15 protein-coding genes are annotated in these 15734 nt (G+C 38.8%); 10 read left to right on the plus strand and 5 right to left on the minus strand.

What is annotated here, in order from left to right:
- Window positions 1-32: 32 nt before the first annotated feature.
- Complete coding sequence (locus JKG64_RS20810) at window positions 33-1007, minus strand: lysylphosphatidylglycerol synthase transmembrane domain-containing protein (RefSeq protein WP_210356198.1); 975 nt, start codon at window positions 1005-1007, stop codon at window positions 33-35.
- Between the two features lie 94 nt (window positions 1008-1101).
- On the opposite strand from JKG64_RS20810, the gene ruvC reads away from it, so the two are divergent.
- Complete coding sequence (gene ruvC, locus JKG64_RS20815; protein WP_210356199.1) at window positions 1102-1665, plus strand: crossover junction endodeoxyribonuclease RuvC; 564 nt, start codon at window positions 1102-1104, stop codon at window positions 1663-1665.
- Here the strand turns inward: ruvC and JKG64_RS20820 are convergent.
- On the minus strand, window positions 1662-2705 hold the full coding sequence (locus tag JKG64_RS20820) for a hypothetical protein (protein ID WP_210356200.1): 1044 nt from the start codon (window positions 2703-2705) through the stop codon (window positions 1662-1664). The two genes, ruvC and JKG64_RS20820, sit on opposite strands and share 4 nt — an antisense overlap.
- Window positions 2706-2971: 266 nt before the next feature.
- Here JKG64_RS20820 and JKG64_RS20825 point away from each other — a divergent pair, with 266 nt between their 5' ends.
- From JKG64_RS20825 to JKG64_RS20845, 5 genes are all read left to right on the plus strand, one after another.
- The gene (locus tag JKG64_RS20825) at window positions 2972-3442 is read left to right on the plus strand and encodes an Lrp/AsnC ligand binding domain-containing protein (RefSeq protein WP_133585980.1); all 471 of its coding nucleotides are present in this window, start codon (window positions 2972-2974) and stop codon (window positions 3440-3442) included.
- 117 nt (window positions 3443-3559) lie between these two features.
- Window positions 3560-5434 (plus strand): DNA mismatch repair endonuclease MutL, encoded by a 1875-nt coding sequence (mutL, locus tag JKG64_RS20830; protein WP_210356201.1) that lies wholly within the window; start codon window positions 3560-3562, stop codon window positions 5432-5434.
- A gap of 10 nt (window positions 5435-5444) precedes the next feature.
- On the plus strand, window positions 5445-6158 hold the full coding sequence (locus JKG64_RS20835) for a rhomboid family intramembrane serine protease (protein WP_210356202.1): 714 nt from the start codon (window positions 5445-5447) through the stop codon (window positions 6156-6158).
- 43 nt (window positions 6159-6201) lie between these two features.
- Window positions 6202-7080, plus strand: a complete 879-nt coding sequence (locus JKG64_RS20840) for a rhomboid family intramembrane serine protease (protein ID WP_210356203.1) — start codon at window positions 6202-6204, stop codon at window positions 7078-7080.
- The gene (locus JKG64_RS20845; protein WP_210356204.1) at window positions 7080-8192 is read left to right on the plus strand and encodes an endonuclease/exonuclease/phosphatase family protein; all 1113 of its coding nucleotides are present in this window, start codon (window positions 7080-7082) and stop codon (window positions 8190-8192) included. The genes JKG64_RS20840 and JKG64_RS20845 overlap by 1 nt, the downstream gene beginning before the upstream one ends.
- Here the strand turns inward: JKG64_RS20845 and JKG64_RS20850 are convergent.
- On the minus strand, window positions 8189-9808 hold the full coding sequence (locus tag JKG64_RS20850; RefSeq protein ID WP_210356205.1) for a S41 family peptidase: 1620 nt from the start codon (window positions 9806-9808) through the stop codon (window positions 8189-8191). The two genes, JKG64_RS20845 and JKG64_RS20850, sit on opposite strands and share 4 nt — an antisense overlap.
- Window positions 9809-10036: 228 nt before the next feature.
- Here JKG64_RS20850 and JKG64_RS20855 point away from each other — a divergent pair, with 228 nt between their 5' ends.
- The 3 genes from JKG64_RS20855 (at window position 10037) to JKG64_RS20865 (ending at window position 12680) form a co-directional block, all read left to right on the plus strand.
- The gene (locus JKG64_RS20855; protein ID WP_210356206.1) at window positions 10037-10606 is read left to right on the plus strand and encodes a hypothetical protein; all 570 of its coding nucleotides are present in this window, start codon (window positions 10037-10039) and stop codon (window positions 10604-10606) included.
- A gap of 138 nt (window positions 10607-10744) precedes the next feature.
- On the plus strand, window positions 10745-12142 hold the full coding sequence (fumC, locus tag JKG64_RS20860) for a class II fumarate hydratase (RefSeq protein ID WP_210356207.1): 1398 nt from the start codon (window positions 10745-10747) through the stop codon (window positions 12140-12142).
- Between the two features lie 103 nt (window positions 12143-12245).
- Entirely contained in the window at window positions 12246-12680 is a 435-nt protein-coding gene (locus JKG64_RS20865) for a fumarate hydratase (protein ID WP_246512736.1), read from the plus strand.
- Window positions 12681-12721: 41 nt separating this feature from the next.
- Here JKG64_RS20865 and JKG64_RS20870 read toward each other — a convergent pair whose 3' ends face one another.
- Entirely contained in the window at window positions 12722-13825 is a 1104-nt protein-coding gene (locus tag JKG64_RS20870; protein ID WP_210356209.1) for a toxic anion resistance protein, read from the minus strand.
- Between the two features lie 8 nt (window positions 13826-13833).
- Window positions 13834-14610, minus strand: coding sequence for a hypothetical protein (locus tag JKG64_RS20875; protein ID WP_210356210.1), 777 nt, complete (start codon window positions 14608-14610; stop codon window positions 13834-13836).
- A gap of 109 nt (window positions 14611-14719) precedes the next feature.
- Between JKG64_RS20875 and JKG64_RS20880 the strand changes: the two genes are divergently transcribed.
- Window positions 14720-15733: an acyltransferase gene (locus JKG64_RS20880; protein ID WP_210356211.1), complete on the plus strand. Its 1014-nt coding sequence runs from the start codon at window positions 14720-14722 to the stop codon at window positions 15731-15733.
- Window position 15734 lies beyond the last annotated feature (1 nt).

The following is a 15734-nucleotide window of genomic DNA, read 5'->3' on the forward strand; positions in this document are numbered from 1 at the left end:
CATAGATTATAGCACAAAAAATTAAGGCAGAATTAAGAATTACTATCACTTAGGTAATTAACATTCAGTACAAAAAAAGAACCAATAATAGCGGGCAAAATCAAGTTAACAAACCAAATACAAGAGACAATAGCCATAACTGCTATCTCTTGCGTAGTCACATAACTGTATAGATTGCTCGCCACAAAACTACGCACACTAAAATCGAATATATCCAATGACGGTACCGCAGCCTGCACAAAGAAAAGAATAAAAATCATTAATATCATAGATATCAACGGTATTTCCGGCAGAATCACCAGCATCAGTATCACATACTGCGAAGTAAAAATAACAAACCGAGCCAATGAAAGAAGAAGCACATGGAGAAGCTCTTGAGAACGTACATCCCTAAGAACAGCGAAAAAAGGACTAACCTTATTCAACCATCTCAGCTTCCCAACAAGATGATCTATCCAATGTACATTGAAATATAAAAGTAAAAAAGCAAAAGCGTAAATAACCGCTATCATCCATATGGCGAAAATCACAGGGGTAGGTGCCTCTATAAATACGGTTACAAACCAAGCGATACTCAGTGCTCCAAAAAAACTTGTTAACACTAATTGTGCAAATAGTCCAACTCCCATCAATACGGCACCTCTAGCACGATTCTGTGGCTGTAGAAACAGTACCCTCCCACCATATTCACCGATTCTATTGGGCGTAAATATAGCCCAGGTCAGGCCACAAAACACCGACTGTATCGCTTTCCAATAACTGAGAGACTCGAGGTTCCGGCTCAAATACTTCCATTTCACAACCTCTAAGAACCAATTGCAAAGCATCAAAACGACGACAACGCTCAGTGTTATATACATTGTCGATGAGGGAATACTCTTCATCAGCGAAGTAAATGCAACAAGATTTTGCTGGTTATTGATCTTGGTTATGATAAACCACACCGCCAAACCGACAATACCGAACTTGATTCCGTAATTAAGATATTTTCTCTGTGTTTTCGTCAATTTTAAAAATTTGAAAGCACAATTTTAAGCATATTTTATGTAAACATGCCAATACTAATACAAAAGAACCTTATCAATTGTGTATTTTTGTGATATGCAAAAGGAAAAGGCCAAAGAGCGAATTATTTTAGGTATCGACCCCGGAACTATCGTATTAGGATATGGAATAATAAAGGAAGTCGGCAACAAAATGACCTTAGAAACGCTTGGTGTTGTTAAAATGGGGCATCTAGATGACCATGGCCTCAAACTTCAACGAATCTTCAAAAAGACATTGGCCTTAATCGAAGAATACAATCCTGACTGTGTAGCTCTGGAAGCCCCTTTTTATGGCAAGAACATCCAAGTTATGTTAAAACTTGGACGCGCCCAAGGTGTCGCTATGGCCGCCGCTTTATCCAAGGATATTCCTATTTTTGAATATGCCCCACGAAAAATAAAACAATCTGTAACAGGCAATGGAAGCGCCAGCAAAGAACAAGTAGCTGCGATGCTTCAAAGCTTATTGGGCTTCAAAGAAACGCCAGAATTTCTAGACGCGACAGATGGCCTTGCTGTAGCAGTGTGTCACTCTTTTCAGCAGAACACCACCACTGGAGCCAAAAGTTACTCCAATTGGTCTGCCTTTCTAAAAGACAATCAGGACAGGATCCGCTAGAGCTGCACCTGCCTGATCACATTTTTCACATTTAACTCCACGATGTCAGTCATACTCTTACATCTAAAGTAATTATCATTGCCATAATACCTTGCATATCCTTCGCGCAGCTGAATTATATTTTCATCCGTAGAAAGCTGTTGTGTCTGCGATGCATCTCTCAAATCCTTAATACGATGTCGCTCACTACGGACACGATGTACAATCGATGAACGTTCCTCCTGTTGATACTGCAGTACAGTCTTATCATTCAAATGCTCCATACACAATTTGACATAAGGAAAATTCTCTTTAAAAAACTGCGGCATATATACTTTAGGGTTCCCTTCATAAAACTGCTGATCGAAATCTATAGCTCGGATTCTAAATTGAAAATCATCAAAATCCGGGGTGATCTGCATCACAAAGTTGTAAGCCCGCATATCTCCAAGCAATGAAATGATGCAACGTTCGTTAAATTTGACAAACTCTTTAGCGATCCTGGTCTGATTATAATCAGGGTGTTCAATCCTATCTTTACTAAACATATCTCCAGGTATCCCTACGATATGCTCTTCCACTAGCGTATCCCTATCATACACATAGTTAACTTGATTCGGGGATAAAATCTCTTCCAACTCGAGTCCATATATTCGAGATGCATCAGCCTGTTTGATGTAAAAATAGTCATAGACATCATTTAATCGATTTATGATGCGCACCCGAAACGGCCTGGTATTACCAAAAGCACAATATTCAATACGATCTATAACCTTATGCTGTACTATCCGCGTATTGCCGGATGCTTTGAGGACAGCATATACAACCTTCAATCCCTCATACAATTGGTCTTGAAGATGTGGTGGGTACAATGGAGTCTCCCAGAAGGTATCGTTACCATACTTGTCCATCACAGGCGCAGTCTCTTGAAAGTGCAACAGGTCGTAATAGGATATAGGTAGCTTGGCCTCTCGCTGATACATCTTCAGATACTTCAATAAGCCTATCCCAACAGAAAATATAGGTTTTTTTCGTAAAATCTTTACATCGTCAATCTCCATAAACCGCTACTTAATTCTTTAATTTTTATAAAGATAAATAAAAGCTACAGTCTATAAAAACAGATGGATTATTAAAATATCACAAAATACAATTCATTTTTTTCAAAAAATAAAAATACAATATGATTTTTTGTTATTAATTTTGAAAAATATTAAAGTACAAAAATCAGTTTTCCTATTACACTATCTTTAAGATTTAAGTGTTAGAAAAACGGTTATTATAATTTTACAAACACGATAAAACAACAGCATAAATTTTACTCTTTATGGAAAAAAACTATTCAAATTACGATTTAGATAATCTTGACGTTCAGATTTTATCCATTTTAATGGAAGATGCATCCATTCCATACACAGAAATAGCAAAGAAATTAATTGTATCTGGAGGAACTATACATGTCCGCATGAAAAAAATGGAAGAGCTCGGTATTATCCACGGCTCTAACCTGATCATCAATCCTCAGAAAGTCGGTTTTGATATCACAGCATTCTTGGGTATCTACCTGGAGAAGGGTTCGCAATATGCTGATGCTGTGGAGCAACTTAAACAGGTAAAAGAAGTTGTAGAACTGCACTATTGTACCGGTCAATACAGTATGTTTGCTAAAATAATATGTAAAGACACGGCACATCTACGCAAAGTTCTCAATGAGGACATCCAAGGCCTAACAGGCATACAGCGCACAGAAACGATCATCTCCTTAGAAGAGAGCGTAAAAAGACAGATTACGTTGTAATAACAGATCGCTTATGGCTGCTAGCGAATGTTAGCAGCCATAAGCAAACACCTTTCCCTAAGCTAAAAGCCATAAGTTAGCATCACACGTAAAGGTTTTTTCGTAACTTCGCATCGTATGTCTGATATTATACAATTACTCCCAGATTCCGTTGCCAATCAGATCGCCGCAGGTGAAGTGGTTCAAAGACCGTCATCCGCTGTGAAGGAACTTATAGAAAATGCGATCGACGCTGGAGCAGACCGTATTAGGCTAATTGTTAGAGATGCGGGAAAAACTTTGATTCAGGTTATAGACAATGGCTGTGGAATGAGTGTTACTGATGCACGCTTATGTTTTGAGCGGCATGCCACCAGTAAGATTAGAAAAGCAGCAGATTTGTTTGCTATTCGCACCATGGGATTTCGTGGAGAAGCGATGGCGTCTATTGCCGCAATTGCACAGGTAGAACTAAAAACCAAACGTGTAGAAGATGAGCTTGGGACCATCATCGAGATTGAGGGTTCGAAAGTCGCGGACCAACGTCCCGAAGCCTTACCATCAGGGACTAGTATTTCCATAAAAAATCTTTTTTATAATATCCCCGCCCGTCGCAACTTCTTAAAGAGCAATTCTGTAGAAATGCGGCATATTATTGATGAGTTTCAGCGTATCTCTCTCGCTCATCCTGATATTTTCTTCAGTTTACACAGTGACAATAACGAATTGTTCCATTTATCTCCGGGCACGTTAAAACAACGTATCGTCCATCTATTTGGAAATAATTACAATCAGAAATTGGTCCCTGTAGAAGAAGAAACCAGTATTATCAACATCCAGGGATTCATTGGAAAACCTGAATACGCAAAAAAAACTAGAGGTGAGCAATTCTTCTTTGTCAATAAAAGATTCATAAAAGATCCTTATCTGAATCATGCAATCATGAATGCTTATGAGGAGGTATTACCTGCGGATAGTTTCCCATTGTATGTCCTCTTTATAGAAATTGATCCTGCAAAGATTGACATCAACGTACATCCCACCAAAACAGAGATAAAGTACGAAGATGAAAAGGCTATTTATGCCATTTTACGTTCTGCTGTAAAAAGATCTTTGGGTCGATACAACATTACTCCTTCGCTAGACTTTAACCAGGAAACGAGTTTTAGTAACCTGATTTCGACCAAACCGTTAGACGAAATACAGGCACCTACGATTTCTTTCAATCCAAACTTTAATCCTTTTGAAGAGACTAGTGATGTTTCAACATCCTCAAAAACGTCTCGAGCCGAGACCTACTCAAAGGGCCTTGAAAAGAAAATAGGTATTCCTCAAAACTGGGATACCCTGTATCAGATTACAGAACAGGAAGAGCATACACAATTACCTCTTCATCCTGACGAATCGGAAACAGAAGATATTTTCCAGCACAAAAACGAAAATAAGAAGCATTTTTTCCAGATTCACAACAAGTATATCATCTCCCAGATCCATTCTGGCTTCATGCTCATCGACCAACAGGCAGCACATGAGCGTATTTTGTTTGAACAGTACAAAGAACACTTAGAGAACAACAAAGGATCAAGTCAGCAAAGCTTGTTCCCGAGTACCCTTGAGTTATCGGCATCGGACTTTGCTTTAATGAATGAGCTCCTTCCCGAACTCCAGACCTTAGGATTTCAACTTCGTCCTTTCGGAAAAACTACTTATATTGTAGATGGAATCCCTGCAGATTTGGGAACGAATGTCAACGAAGTAAAACTAGTAGATCAACTGTTAGAAGATTACAAAAATAATGCATCAGAACTCACGCTCAGCAAAAGAGAGAACTTAGCAAGGAGCTTGGCCAAAAACGCGGCGATCAAGCCTGGAACAGCATTAGATAATGAATCAATATCAGATTTAATCGACGCCTTATTTGCTTGTGAGAGTCCTAATATTTCGATACACGGAAAGCCGACGATCATTACCATCACGTTGCAGGAATTGATGGAAAAATTTAATAAAAACTAGAAAAGCATAGATGAATAACTTACTTGACAATCTTACACCGGTAGTAAAAAACCTATTAATAATAAACATCATATGCTTTATAGGAACGGTCATTTTTGAACCAGCAAGTAGATGGTTTGGGGTTTACTATCCGGATTCTCCTTTTTTCCATATATGGCAACCTATCACGTATATGTTTATGCATGGCGGTTTCAGCCATATTTTCTTTAACATGTTTGCTTTAGTCATGTTCGGTCCAATCATCGAACGCATGTTTGGTTCCAAGCGCTTTTTAAATTACTACCTTATCTGTGCCTTAGGCGCCTTGGTACTTCAGTATGGAGTACAAGCAATAGAAGTAAAACAAATAACCGGAACGATCAGAGCCAGTACTTTTCTAAACTTCGACTTTGCGCAAGATCGTGTTTCATCATCCTTACAGCTTTCACAAGACAAGTTCAGTACACTAGTCTCTATTTATGGGACACCAATGGTTGGTGCATCTGGAGCGATATTTGGCTTATTACTTGCTTTCGCATACCTATTCCCCAATATGCCGTTATACTTTATGTTTATTCCGGTCCCTATAAAAGCTAAATATTTTGTCGGAGCATATATTTTAATCGAAGTTTACCTTGGCTTTAACAATTCAGGATCATCTATTGCACATCTTGCACATGTTGGCGGGGCATTATTTGGTTACCTCTTGATAAAATCATGGAAAATAAAAAAAGGATATCATTAAGATCAACTGAAGAATAAGGAATACTTAATCTAAAATGAGTGGCATGAAGGAAAATGTCTTAAAATCGTTTGTTAGGGATACGTATAAAAACACATCAGCTATCCCGTACATCATTACAGGACAAGCTTTCATGTTTATACTGTTACACATTTTTGAGCTCCTGTCATTTGATGACGTCATTTCTATTGACCTTTTCAAGTGGACTTATGAACATTTGAGCCTTCCGTCTTCAATACAAGTATTCATACAACAACCTTGGTCATTAATAACGCACCCCTTTCTTTATAAAAGTATCTTCAACATCCTATTTGACTGCCTCTGGCTATACTGGATAGGTAATATTTTTCTAAATTTTCTCAACAACAGACAACTCCTGACTGTCTTTTTCGGAGCCTTGACGCTAGGAGGTCTACTTTACATTGGAGTTAGTTCATTTCCATATTTCTCGCACTCTCCAAAATACTGGAACACAACAACATTTGGACTAGCTGCACTCATTAGCAGTGTCGCCCTATTGGTGCCCAACTTACAAGTTAGAATGTTCCTATTGGGTGACATAAAACTAAGAACGATTGCCTTCCTATACTTAGCCATCCAATTTGTTTTTTTGATTATAGACACTCCTGTAGCTGCTATAGTTTATGTCTTCACCGCTGGCTTTGGCGCAATGTTTATAGGGCAACTTCAAAAAGGGAATGACTGGAGCAAATTCTTCAAAAAAAGCAGGCGTCCTAAACATCTAAAAATCGTACAGGGCAAAAACGCAGGCCGTGATAATAGCTCAAACCGAAAACATCCTACAGATCTGCCCAACCAAGACCTTATCGACCAAATACTGGACAAAATTTCGGTAAGTGGTTACGAAAGTCTAAATTCGCAGGAGAAAGAGGTCCTTTTTAAGGCCAGCAAGCAGGATCAGTAATGACAAACCCATCATTTTTCCGCAAAAGACTTGGCTATTTTAGCAAGACTGTTTTTATTGCAAATATACTTGCAGTAGTCGCTCTTCTATTGAGTTATTCGGCTTCTTTTATAGATCCCCAACAGTTTTGGCCCATAGCCTTCTTTGGACTCGCCTTTCTCCCTATTATCATTATTAACATCGGTTTTATTATCTACTGGTTTCTAAGAAAGAAAAGATATGCCTTACTGAGTCTGTTAGCCATACTGGCCGGTTGGAGCTTGTTAGGCAAACACATCAACTTTAAAAACAGTAATGATAAAATTGTTGTAAAAGCTGATACCACCCTTCGCGTTATGAGCTTTAATGTACATCTCTTTGAAAAGTATAATAGTCCAAAGGACAATTTCAGAGAAGAGACCGCTGAGTTAGTAAATACTGTCAATCCGGACATCATCTGCTTTCAGGAATTTTACAGCCGTATTCGCGGATCACGACAATTCACAAAAATACTAAAGGAAGAGGGCAATTTCGAAGATTACTATTTTGAGCCTGTTTCAAAAAATGACTACGAAGGTTATGGACAGGCCATATTCTCCAAATTTCCGATTATCGACCATGGTACAATATTCAAAAATGGCTATGGTATCAACCGGATTATTTTTGCCGATATCAAACGAGAGGCAGACACCTTGCGTATATACAACGTCCATTTACGCTCTTTCGCGCTGCAAGAGGAGGACAAAGAGTTCATACAATTATCTGCTGCCGCTCAGGTCAAAGATGAACAAAAAACAAAGCAGGTAGGCCGTAAGCTCAAAAGAGCTTTCACCCATCGTAGCGAGCAAGCCAAGTCGCTACGAAAACACATCGAATCATGCCCCTACCCCTATATCGTCATGGGAGACTTTAATGACACACCAATGTCTTACAGTGTCAATACCGTAGGAAAAAACATGTATAATGCTTTTGAAGAAAAGGGATTTGGCTGGGGCGTTACTCATTTTGGGATGCTTCCCTTATTCCAAATCGATTATATATTGTGCGATAAAGCCATCACTGTTGACAATTATGGCATTATCAAAGAGCGTCTGTCAGATCACTACCCTATTTGGGCAGATCTAATCCATTAAGTCCCTACAGTATTCTTAACAGGAGGCATCAAGAGTTCTATCGCTCGCCTTACATACTCATCTCTTCTATTTTTGACTTTAAAATAGGCTTCCCTTCCAAAATAATAACGTCCGACTATTGCCTCGATATCAGACTGTATTAACTTCAATAAGTCTTTACTTCTCCTTTCATTAACAACAATATCTCTATCTTTCAAATAGAGGATGAATTTATCATACTCCGCTTGCGGTAAATGATATCCTTGAATGAAGTTTTCTATCGAGTAAGCTGGCAACTTCTTTGTAAAGCGCTCATAAACAAACTGCTCCAAATAACTAGACTTTACAATCTCCTGATAAAGTAAGCTCAGCGTATTTGAATCAACGGAAATCTTAACATCAGGATCAATCCCCCCACCACTGAACAACTCCCGCCCTGCAAGTGTCTTGTACATCTGCGCATTCGCAAAGGTCGTATCCAACACCCACAAACCTCTATACATACTAGCATAATCGATCATATTGGACCAGTTTGCCGTATATTTCTTTTGTATACTACGACCTAGAGGTGTATAATATCTAGAAATGCTCAAATTCACCCTAGAACCGTCTAAAAAGTCGAACTGTTCCTGCACGATCCCTTTACCATAAGACCGCTGTCCAACAACGGTCGCTCTATCCCAATCTTGCACAGCTCCAGCTACGATCTCTGAGGCAGAGGCAGTACCATCGTTAATCAAAACGATCAATTTACCGTCGGTATATTCGCCCTCCCCTTCAGAATAATATTCCCTCTTGTTCTCGTGTGCTCCCTCCGTGTAGACCAGCATTTTGCGGTCTTTAAAAAACTCACTGGCTAGACGAATTGCAATATGGAAGTACCCGCCCCCATTATCTCGAAGGTCTAAAATAAGACTTTGGGCACCCTGTTTTTTAAGCTCTTTGATAGTCGCCTTAAAGTCCTCTGCCGTCTTTAGTCCAAACCGTCTTATACGCACGTAGCCAATAGTCGGCTTAATCATATAAGATACATCAATAGAACTAACATTGATCTGGTCTCTAATGACCTTAAAAGGTTCTTTTTTAATATCATTATCTCTAGCAACGTAAATAGCAACGGCCGACCCCTTCTTACCACGCACCATTTTATCCACTGTCTTCTGAGCAATTTTTCTACCCGAGACATCGGTTGAATCAATTCTCAAAATTCGGTCTCCCACTTTTAAACCAGCTTTTTCAGCAGGTCCTCCTCCTATCACCCCAACAACCAACAACGTATCATTGAGATTGAAAAATTCTAAACCAATCCCTTCGAATGTTCCTTCCAATGCCTCTGATTGTGCTTTAGATTCATTAGGCAACAAATAAGAAGAGTAGGGATCGAGATGCGCTACAATATGATTGATAGCACCGTTTTGCAAAGAATCCACATTTAGACTATCCACATAGGTATTAGATAGCAAATCCAGCACTTGCTGTATTTTATAAGAATTGTCCGAAAGTCCAATAGGTACCAGAGAGTTTCCTGGATTATTACTTTGTTGGTCTACGTAATTTTGTCCAAGAATCAATCCCAAAAATAGAGTTGCTGCGTAAGTCGCAGCTACAAAAATATTCCGTCCAGTACCTTTTTGCATTTATTTAATTCGTATGCACCTAAACCAGGATTTATGTGTTACATTATTGATAATTTGCCCGAGTAAACACAATGGTCAAAGATACCAAAATAACTGCCAAACTATTTAAAATCAGCAAACAATTGCTAATTTTTATGTCAAAAATCATGTTATAAAATAGAAGTGTAGCTGTATAATTACATTGCAGATAAAATTGAAATTATTTAGGTTTGAAAAAAATTGACACATATGCATGAGATTGAACCCTATTATCTGTGGAGACATGACTACATTTCATCTGACGATGAAAAATCTCCGTTTTATGGCACAATCTACAATGAGTTTGAATTCGACAAGCAGGTCTATAACTTCCTCCTCCACCCGCAGTGGGATGATTTTGGGTCTCAAACTCTCTATCTAAAAATTCTTTATGTCGACTATGACCTGGGTTATACGATCATAGAGCTTATTGGAGAGTGGAATGATGCTATCTACAACGACATTATGCTTCTTAAGCGAGAGATCATCGATGTATTGATACAAGAAGGTATCACAAAACACATACTGATCGGTGAGAATGTACTTAATTTCCATTCCTCAGACGATTCTTATTACGAAGAATGGTTTCAAGATATCGAAGATGGCTGGATCGCTGGATTGCATTTCCGCGAACATGTTATACAGGAGTTCCAAAGCAGTAATATCGATTACTTCATCAATTTTGGCGGAATCTTAAATGATATTCCTTGGCGAACATTGAAACCCAAACAACTATATCATCATATCCAGGAATACCTTCAAAAGAGATTGGGTATTTAGGTGACGTGTATATGATTTTCCGCGCTACAAGTTGCCTATTCTCTTTATTATTAAGTAACTTTGTTTTTAAGATTTCTATCTACAGGAAAAGATTAAGGAATCCCATTTTTTTGAATTTTAACTTTTTACTTTAACATTATGTCATTCAGAATAGAAAAAGATACGATGGGTGAAGTTCAGGTGCCAGCAGATAAATACTGGGGAGCCCAAACAGAACGTTCGCGCAACAATTTTAAAATTGGACCTGCTGCTTCTATGCCCCTTGAGATTGTCAATGGCTTTGCTTACTTAAAAAAGGCTGCTGCCTATGCAAATCATGAATTAGGTGTACTTCCTATCGAAAAACGCGATGCTATCGCAGCCGTATGTGATGAAATATTAGCCGGTAAATTGGATGACCAATTCCCTTTAGTTATTTGGCAAACTGGATCAGGGACACAGTCCAACATGAATGTTAATGAAGTTATTGCAAATCGTGCACAAGTCTTAGTTGGAGGAACTATTGGAGAAGGCGAGCCTGTACTAAAAGCAAATGATGACGTCAATAAATCGCAATCATCAAATGACACTTTCCCTACGGGAATGCATATTGCAGCTTACAAAGCAGTTGTTGAAGTAACCATCCCTGGTGTCGAGAAGCTTCGTGACACATTAAAACGCAAGTCCGAAGAGTTTATGAATGTCGTTAAAATTGGACGTACACACTTAATGGACGCGACGCCTTTGACCCTAGGTCAGGAATTATCTGGATACGTAGCGCAACTGAGCTATGGTATCAAAGCAGTCAAAAACACACTGGCACACTTATCAGAGGTTGCTCTTGGAGGAACAGCAGTAGGAACAGGTCTGAATACACCACAAGGATATGATGTTCTTGTCGCAAAATATATTGCTCAATTCACAGGACACCCGTTCATCACAGCAGAGAACAAATTCGAAGCTTTAGCTTCTCACGATGCAATTGTAGAAACACATGGTGCATTAAAACAGCTCGCTGTCGCTTTAAATAAAATAGCAAATGATATTCGGATGTTAGCATCTGGCCCACGTTCAGGTATTGGTGAAATAATAATCCCTGAAAACGAACCAGGATCGTCTATCATGCCCGGAAAAGTAAACCCTACACAATGTGAAGCATTGACAATGGTAGCAGCACAGGTCATGGGTAATGATGTGGCTATTACAATTGGTGGCACACAAGGTCATTATGAGCTTAACGTTTTTAAACCCGTAATGGCAGCTAATTTCTTGCAATCTGCTCGCTTAATTGGTGATGCTTGTATTTCTTTTGAAGAACACTGTGCAATCGGTATCGAACCGAATCACGCGCGCATCAAAGAACTGGTTGACAATTCACTGATGTTAGTCACTGCATTAAACACCAAAATAGGTTACTATAAAGCCGCAGAGATCGCCCAAACCGCTCATAAAAACAACTCTACACTAAAAGAGACTGCTATTGCTTTGGGCTATGTTACAGCAGAACAATTTGACGAATGGGTAAAACCTGAAGAAATGGTAGGTAGCTTAAAATAACCGAGTGCAGATATTTATCAAAAAACATTTAAACATAATTGCATACTTAGGGCTTTTTCTAAGTATGCTTTTTATCTTTTCAGGGTGCCAGCGACATTCTGAAATGCAAACCGAGGGAGTCTCTTTTCTTCAAGGAGTGTGGGTGCAGGACAGCATCCCCCAGCAGCAGCAAATGCTTAATTTTACACTGCATGAGTTTACATTCACCTGCGACTCTCTATATGCAAAAATGCACGTGCATGCAAAAACGAAGACCATGCCCGATAGTTGTTTCAATAACGGTTCATGGACCGAATATGCTAAGGCAGTATATGTGCTACGAGGCGACAGTATCATAGCTGAAGGTATATACACCAAAGAAAATGGAAAACAAAAGATATCAGGTTGCTACAAAAGTGGTCAATACCTACCTCGATTCAAATTAGTATATCATGATAAGGATTCGGTCGTATTGGAAAATAAATTTGACTCTAGACCAATCATATTACGCAAGACTAAAGATATTACCTGCGTCCCCAAAAAGCGTTGGGAAATGTAGAAAAAATAAAAGAGCCACAACAATCGTTGCGGCTCTTTTCTTTAGTTTATCAACTTTGAATCGTCTGAAGACTTCAATAGATTTGCTTTTAATTCGTTTTCAGATTGTAGCAATTCTTGCTCCACCACCTTTCTTTTTTCCCTTCCATCACGCTGTATCTGAAGCACCTGTTCGATTGTACTTATGATGTCGGTATTTGCCTTTTTTATAGTCTCGATATCCACTATCCCGCGCTCTGTTTCACGAGCTACACTGATTGTAGACTCTTTAAGCATTTCGGAATTTTTACGCAATAGTTCATTTGTCGCATCCGTTACCGCTTTTTGTGCCTCCAATGCACGTTGAGAATGAGCAATACCTAGAGTAAGCACCATTTGATTTTTCCACAAAGGCAAGGTATTGACAATACTGGACTGTATTTTCTCCATCAGTGAACTACTATTGCTTTGTATCATCCGAATCTGCGGTGCCGTCTGCAGCACAACCATGCGCGTCAATTTCAGATCATGAATCTTGCGCTCAAAACGAACGACATGTTGCTCCATATCTTTATAGGCCTGTATCTTGTGCTGATCTCCAGACTCTTCTGCCTCTTTCTTCAATTCAGGTAGCGTAATACGATGCACTTCGTCCAACTTTTCCTCTCCTGCAGCGATGTGGAGCGATAACTCTTTGAAATAGTTTTGGTTTTCGACAAAAAGCTTATCAAAGATATTAACATCCTTCAATAGGGTTTTATAGTGTCCTTCTAATTTCAATTCAATCTGATGAATATTCTTCTCGACAGAAGCATACTCTGTACGCATGCGTTGGATTTTCTTCTTTAAAGAATCAAAAAATGGGATCAGTGGTTTTTTATTCAGATTCTCATCAAAAGATTTAATATCCGAACGAAGATTTAACAGAATCTCTTCCGCTCCACCCATATCTTTTGTACGCACCTGCTTTAATATCTCATTCGAAAAATTACTCACCTTGGTCTGACTAGCGACACCAAATTGAATAATATCCGTTGTTGAGTTCAAATTTATCTTATCTCTATACTGCTGAATTAAGGCTTTCTCTTCATCCGAAAAGCTGACCTGCATATCTTTACTTTTATCCTGATTGTTATCTTCGTAGGAAGTCAAATCTATAGTGCTCATAGTTTCTATTAATCTTTTAAGAGGTTCTTATTTTTTAAGGTCTGCAAGTAAACATCCGACTCTGCCGACACATCCAATAGACGTGCTTTTATTAAGTTCGTGACATCAATTTCAATGGCCGCCGCGGCCTGGGCAAGTACTGCTTCTAGTTTATTTTTAGAATCCAGTGTCACTTGATTATTAAGTCTCGTATTTTCCAAATCATCGTACTCCCGCAGTACATTTACAACCGTCCCGTGTCTAACCAAGAATTTTTCAGCCTCTTGAACATCTCTTTGCTCTAACAAATGGAAAAGGCGAACAATTTTAGCCACATACTGTTGTATATTTCGATTATCCACCTCCTTTTGAAAATACATCAATTTAGTGACGAATGATTGCGGTGTTTCTATCTGTGCCTGTGCCAATTCCAAACGGCGCTGATCCGCCAGGGTATTAATCCATGTCAACGGACGGACTTCGCCCAACTCTAGTCGTTGCAAATAGGATTTTGATTGATTGAGCAACAGCCCATTCCCTACAATATAAGAGGTGATATACCCACAAACCGTAAGTAGCATCCCTTGCGACATCGCTCCAGCAAAGACATAGAAGGAATAAAAAAGACCAAATTGAACAAAAAGCAATAGCCAAGAAAACAAATACCATGATCTGACTTTCCCCTTAGATGCCTGAGACATCATCACCAATGGATGAATAGGAGGCGCAAACATTAAAATAGACAAAAATGTCCATTTCAATCGTCCCAACTCCCAACGTTTACTCTTTTTTGTGGCCCAACCCATAATGCAATTTAATTATTTTTTTTGGTAAAAAGCCAACTATTCAGCTCCACCAAAAGCTATTGTTACATCGATATCCAATTCTTGTTCCAATTATATATATTTTTACATCATGGCAGAAAAAAACAGTTACATTATTTACTTACGTGTCATTGCGACAGTCTTCGTTGTGTTAATCCACGCTTCGACAGGTTTTCTCTACCGAATAGATACAACCGCCTTCGATTGGAATTACGCCAATTGGATAAATGCTGCAACACGATGTGCTGTCCCTTTATTTGTCGTTATTTCGGGAGCTTTGTTACTTCAAAAAGAAGAGAACACTTGGGATTTTTATAAAAAAAGGCTCCCAAAACTGATTTATCCTTTTCTATTTTGGACAATCATCTACCTGATATATTACTTTTATCGGTACACCAATTTTGCGACATTGTCATTTGAAACGATATGCACTATCGCTCAAGACAAAATATTGCACGGCGCCAATGCACATCTATGGTACCTGTACATGATTATCGGACTCTACCTAACCATTCCCTTTTTAAGAAAAATCATCGCAAACTGCACCACGAAGGAAATTGAACTATTTCTATTGTTTTGGTTTCTGAGTATGTTTATCGCCAACAAAGGATTTTATACAGTAATGCCAAAGTTTGACCTGACCTTTTTTTCAGGCTATATCGGCTACTTAGTACTAGGGTATTATCTAACGATAAAACAGTTTAATTGGAACCGATCTGCGCCACTAGTAGGATATCTATTAGTCACCATTATTACGGCAACAGGCACCTACATACTCAATCAAAAAGGCAACCAACTGAATACTATACTCTATAATTATGTATTCCCCACTACAGCACTAGCCGCTACCAGTATATTTCTATTGGTCAAACAGTATACAGAACAGACGAGTATCATCCCAAAATGGGTTTTAATAATAGACAGATACAGCTTCGGCATCTATCTCTGTCATATTATCCCTTTGAACTTTTTACATCCACTATTATCACGTTACATGGGCACCGGATGGGTCATCCCTCTAGCGACATTAAGCACAGTGATAGCATCCATCTTCATCACTTTTGCAATTCGAAAAATCCCTTACGGTAAGTATATAAGTGGTTAAG

The organism is Sphingobacterium tabacisoli (genome assembly GCF_017908035.1).
GTDB classification, from domain to species: Bacteria; Bacteroidota; Bacteroidia; order Sphingobacteriales; family Sphingobacteriaceae; genus Sphingobacterium; species Sphingobacterium tabacisoli.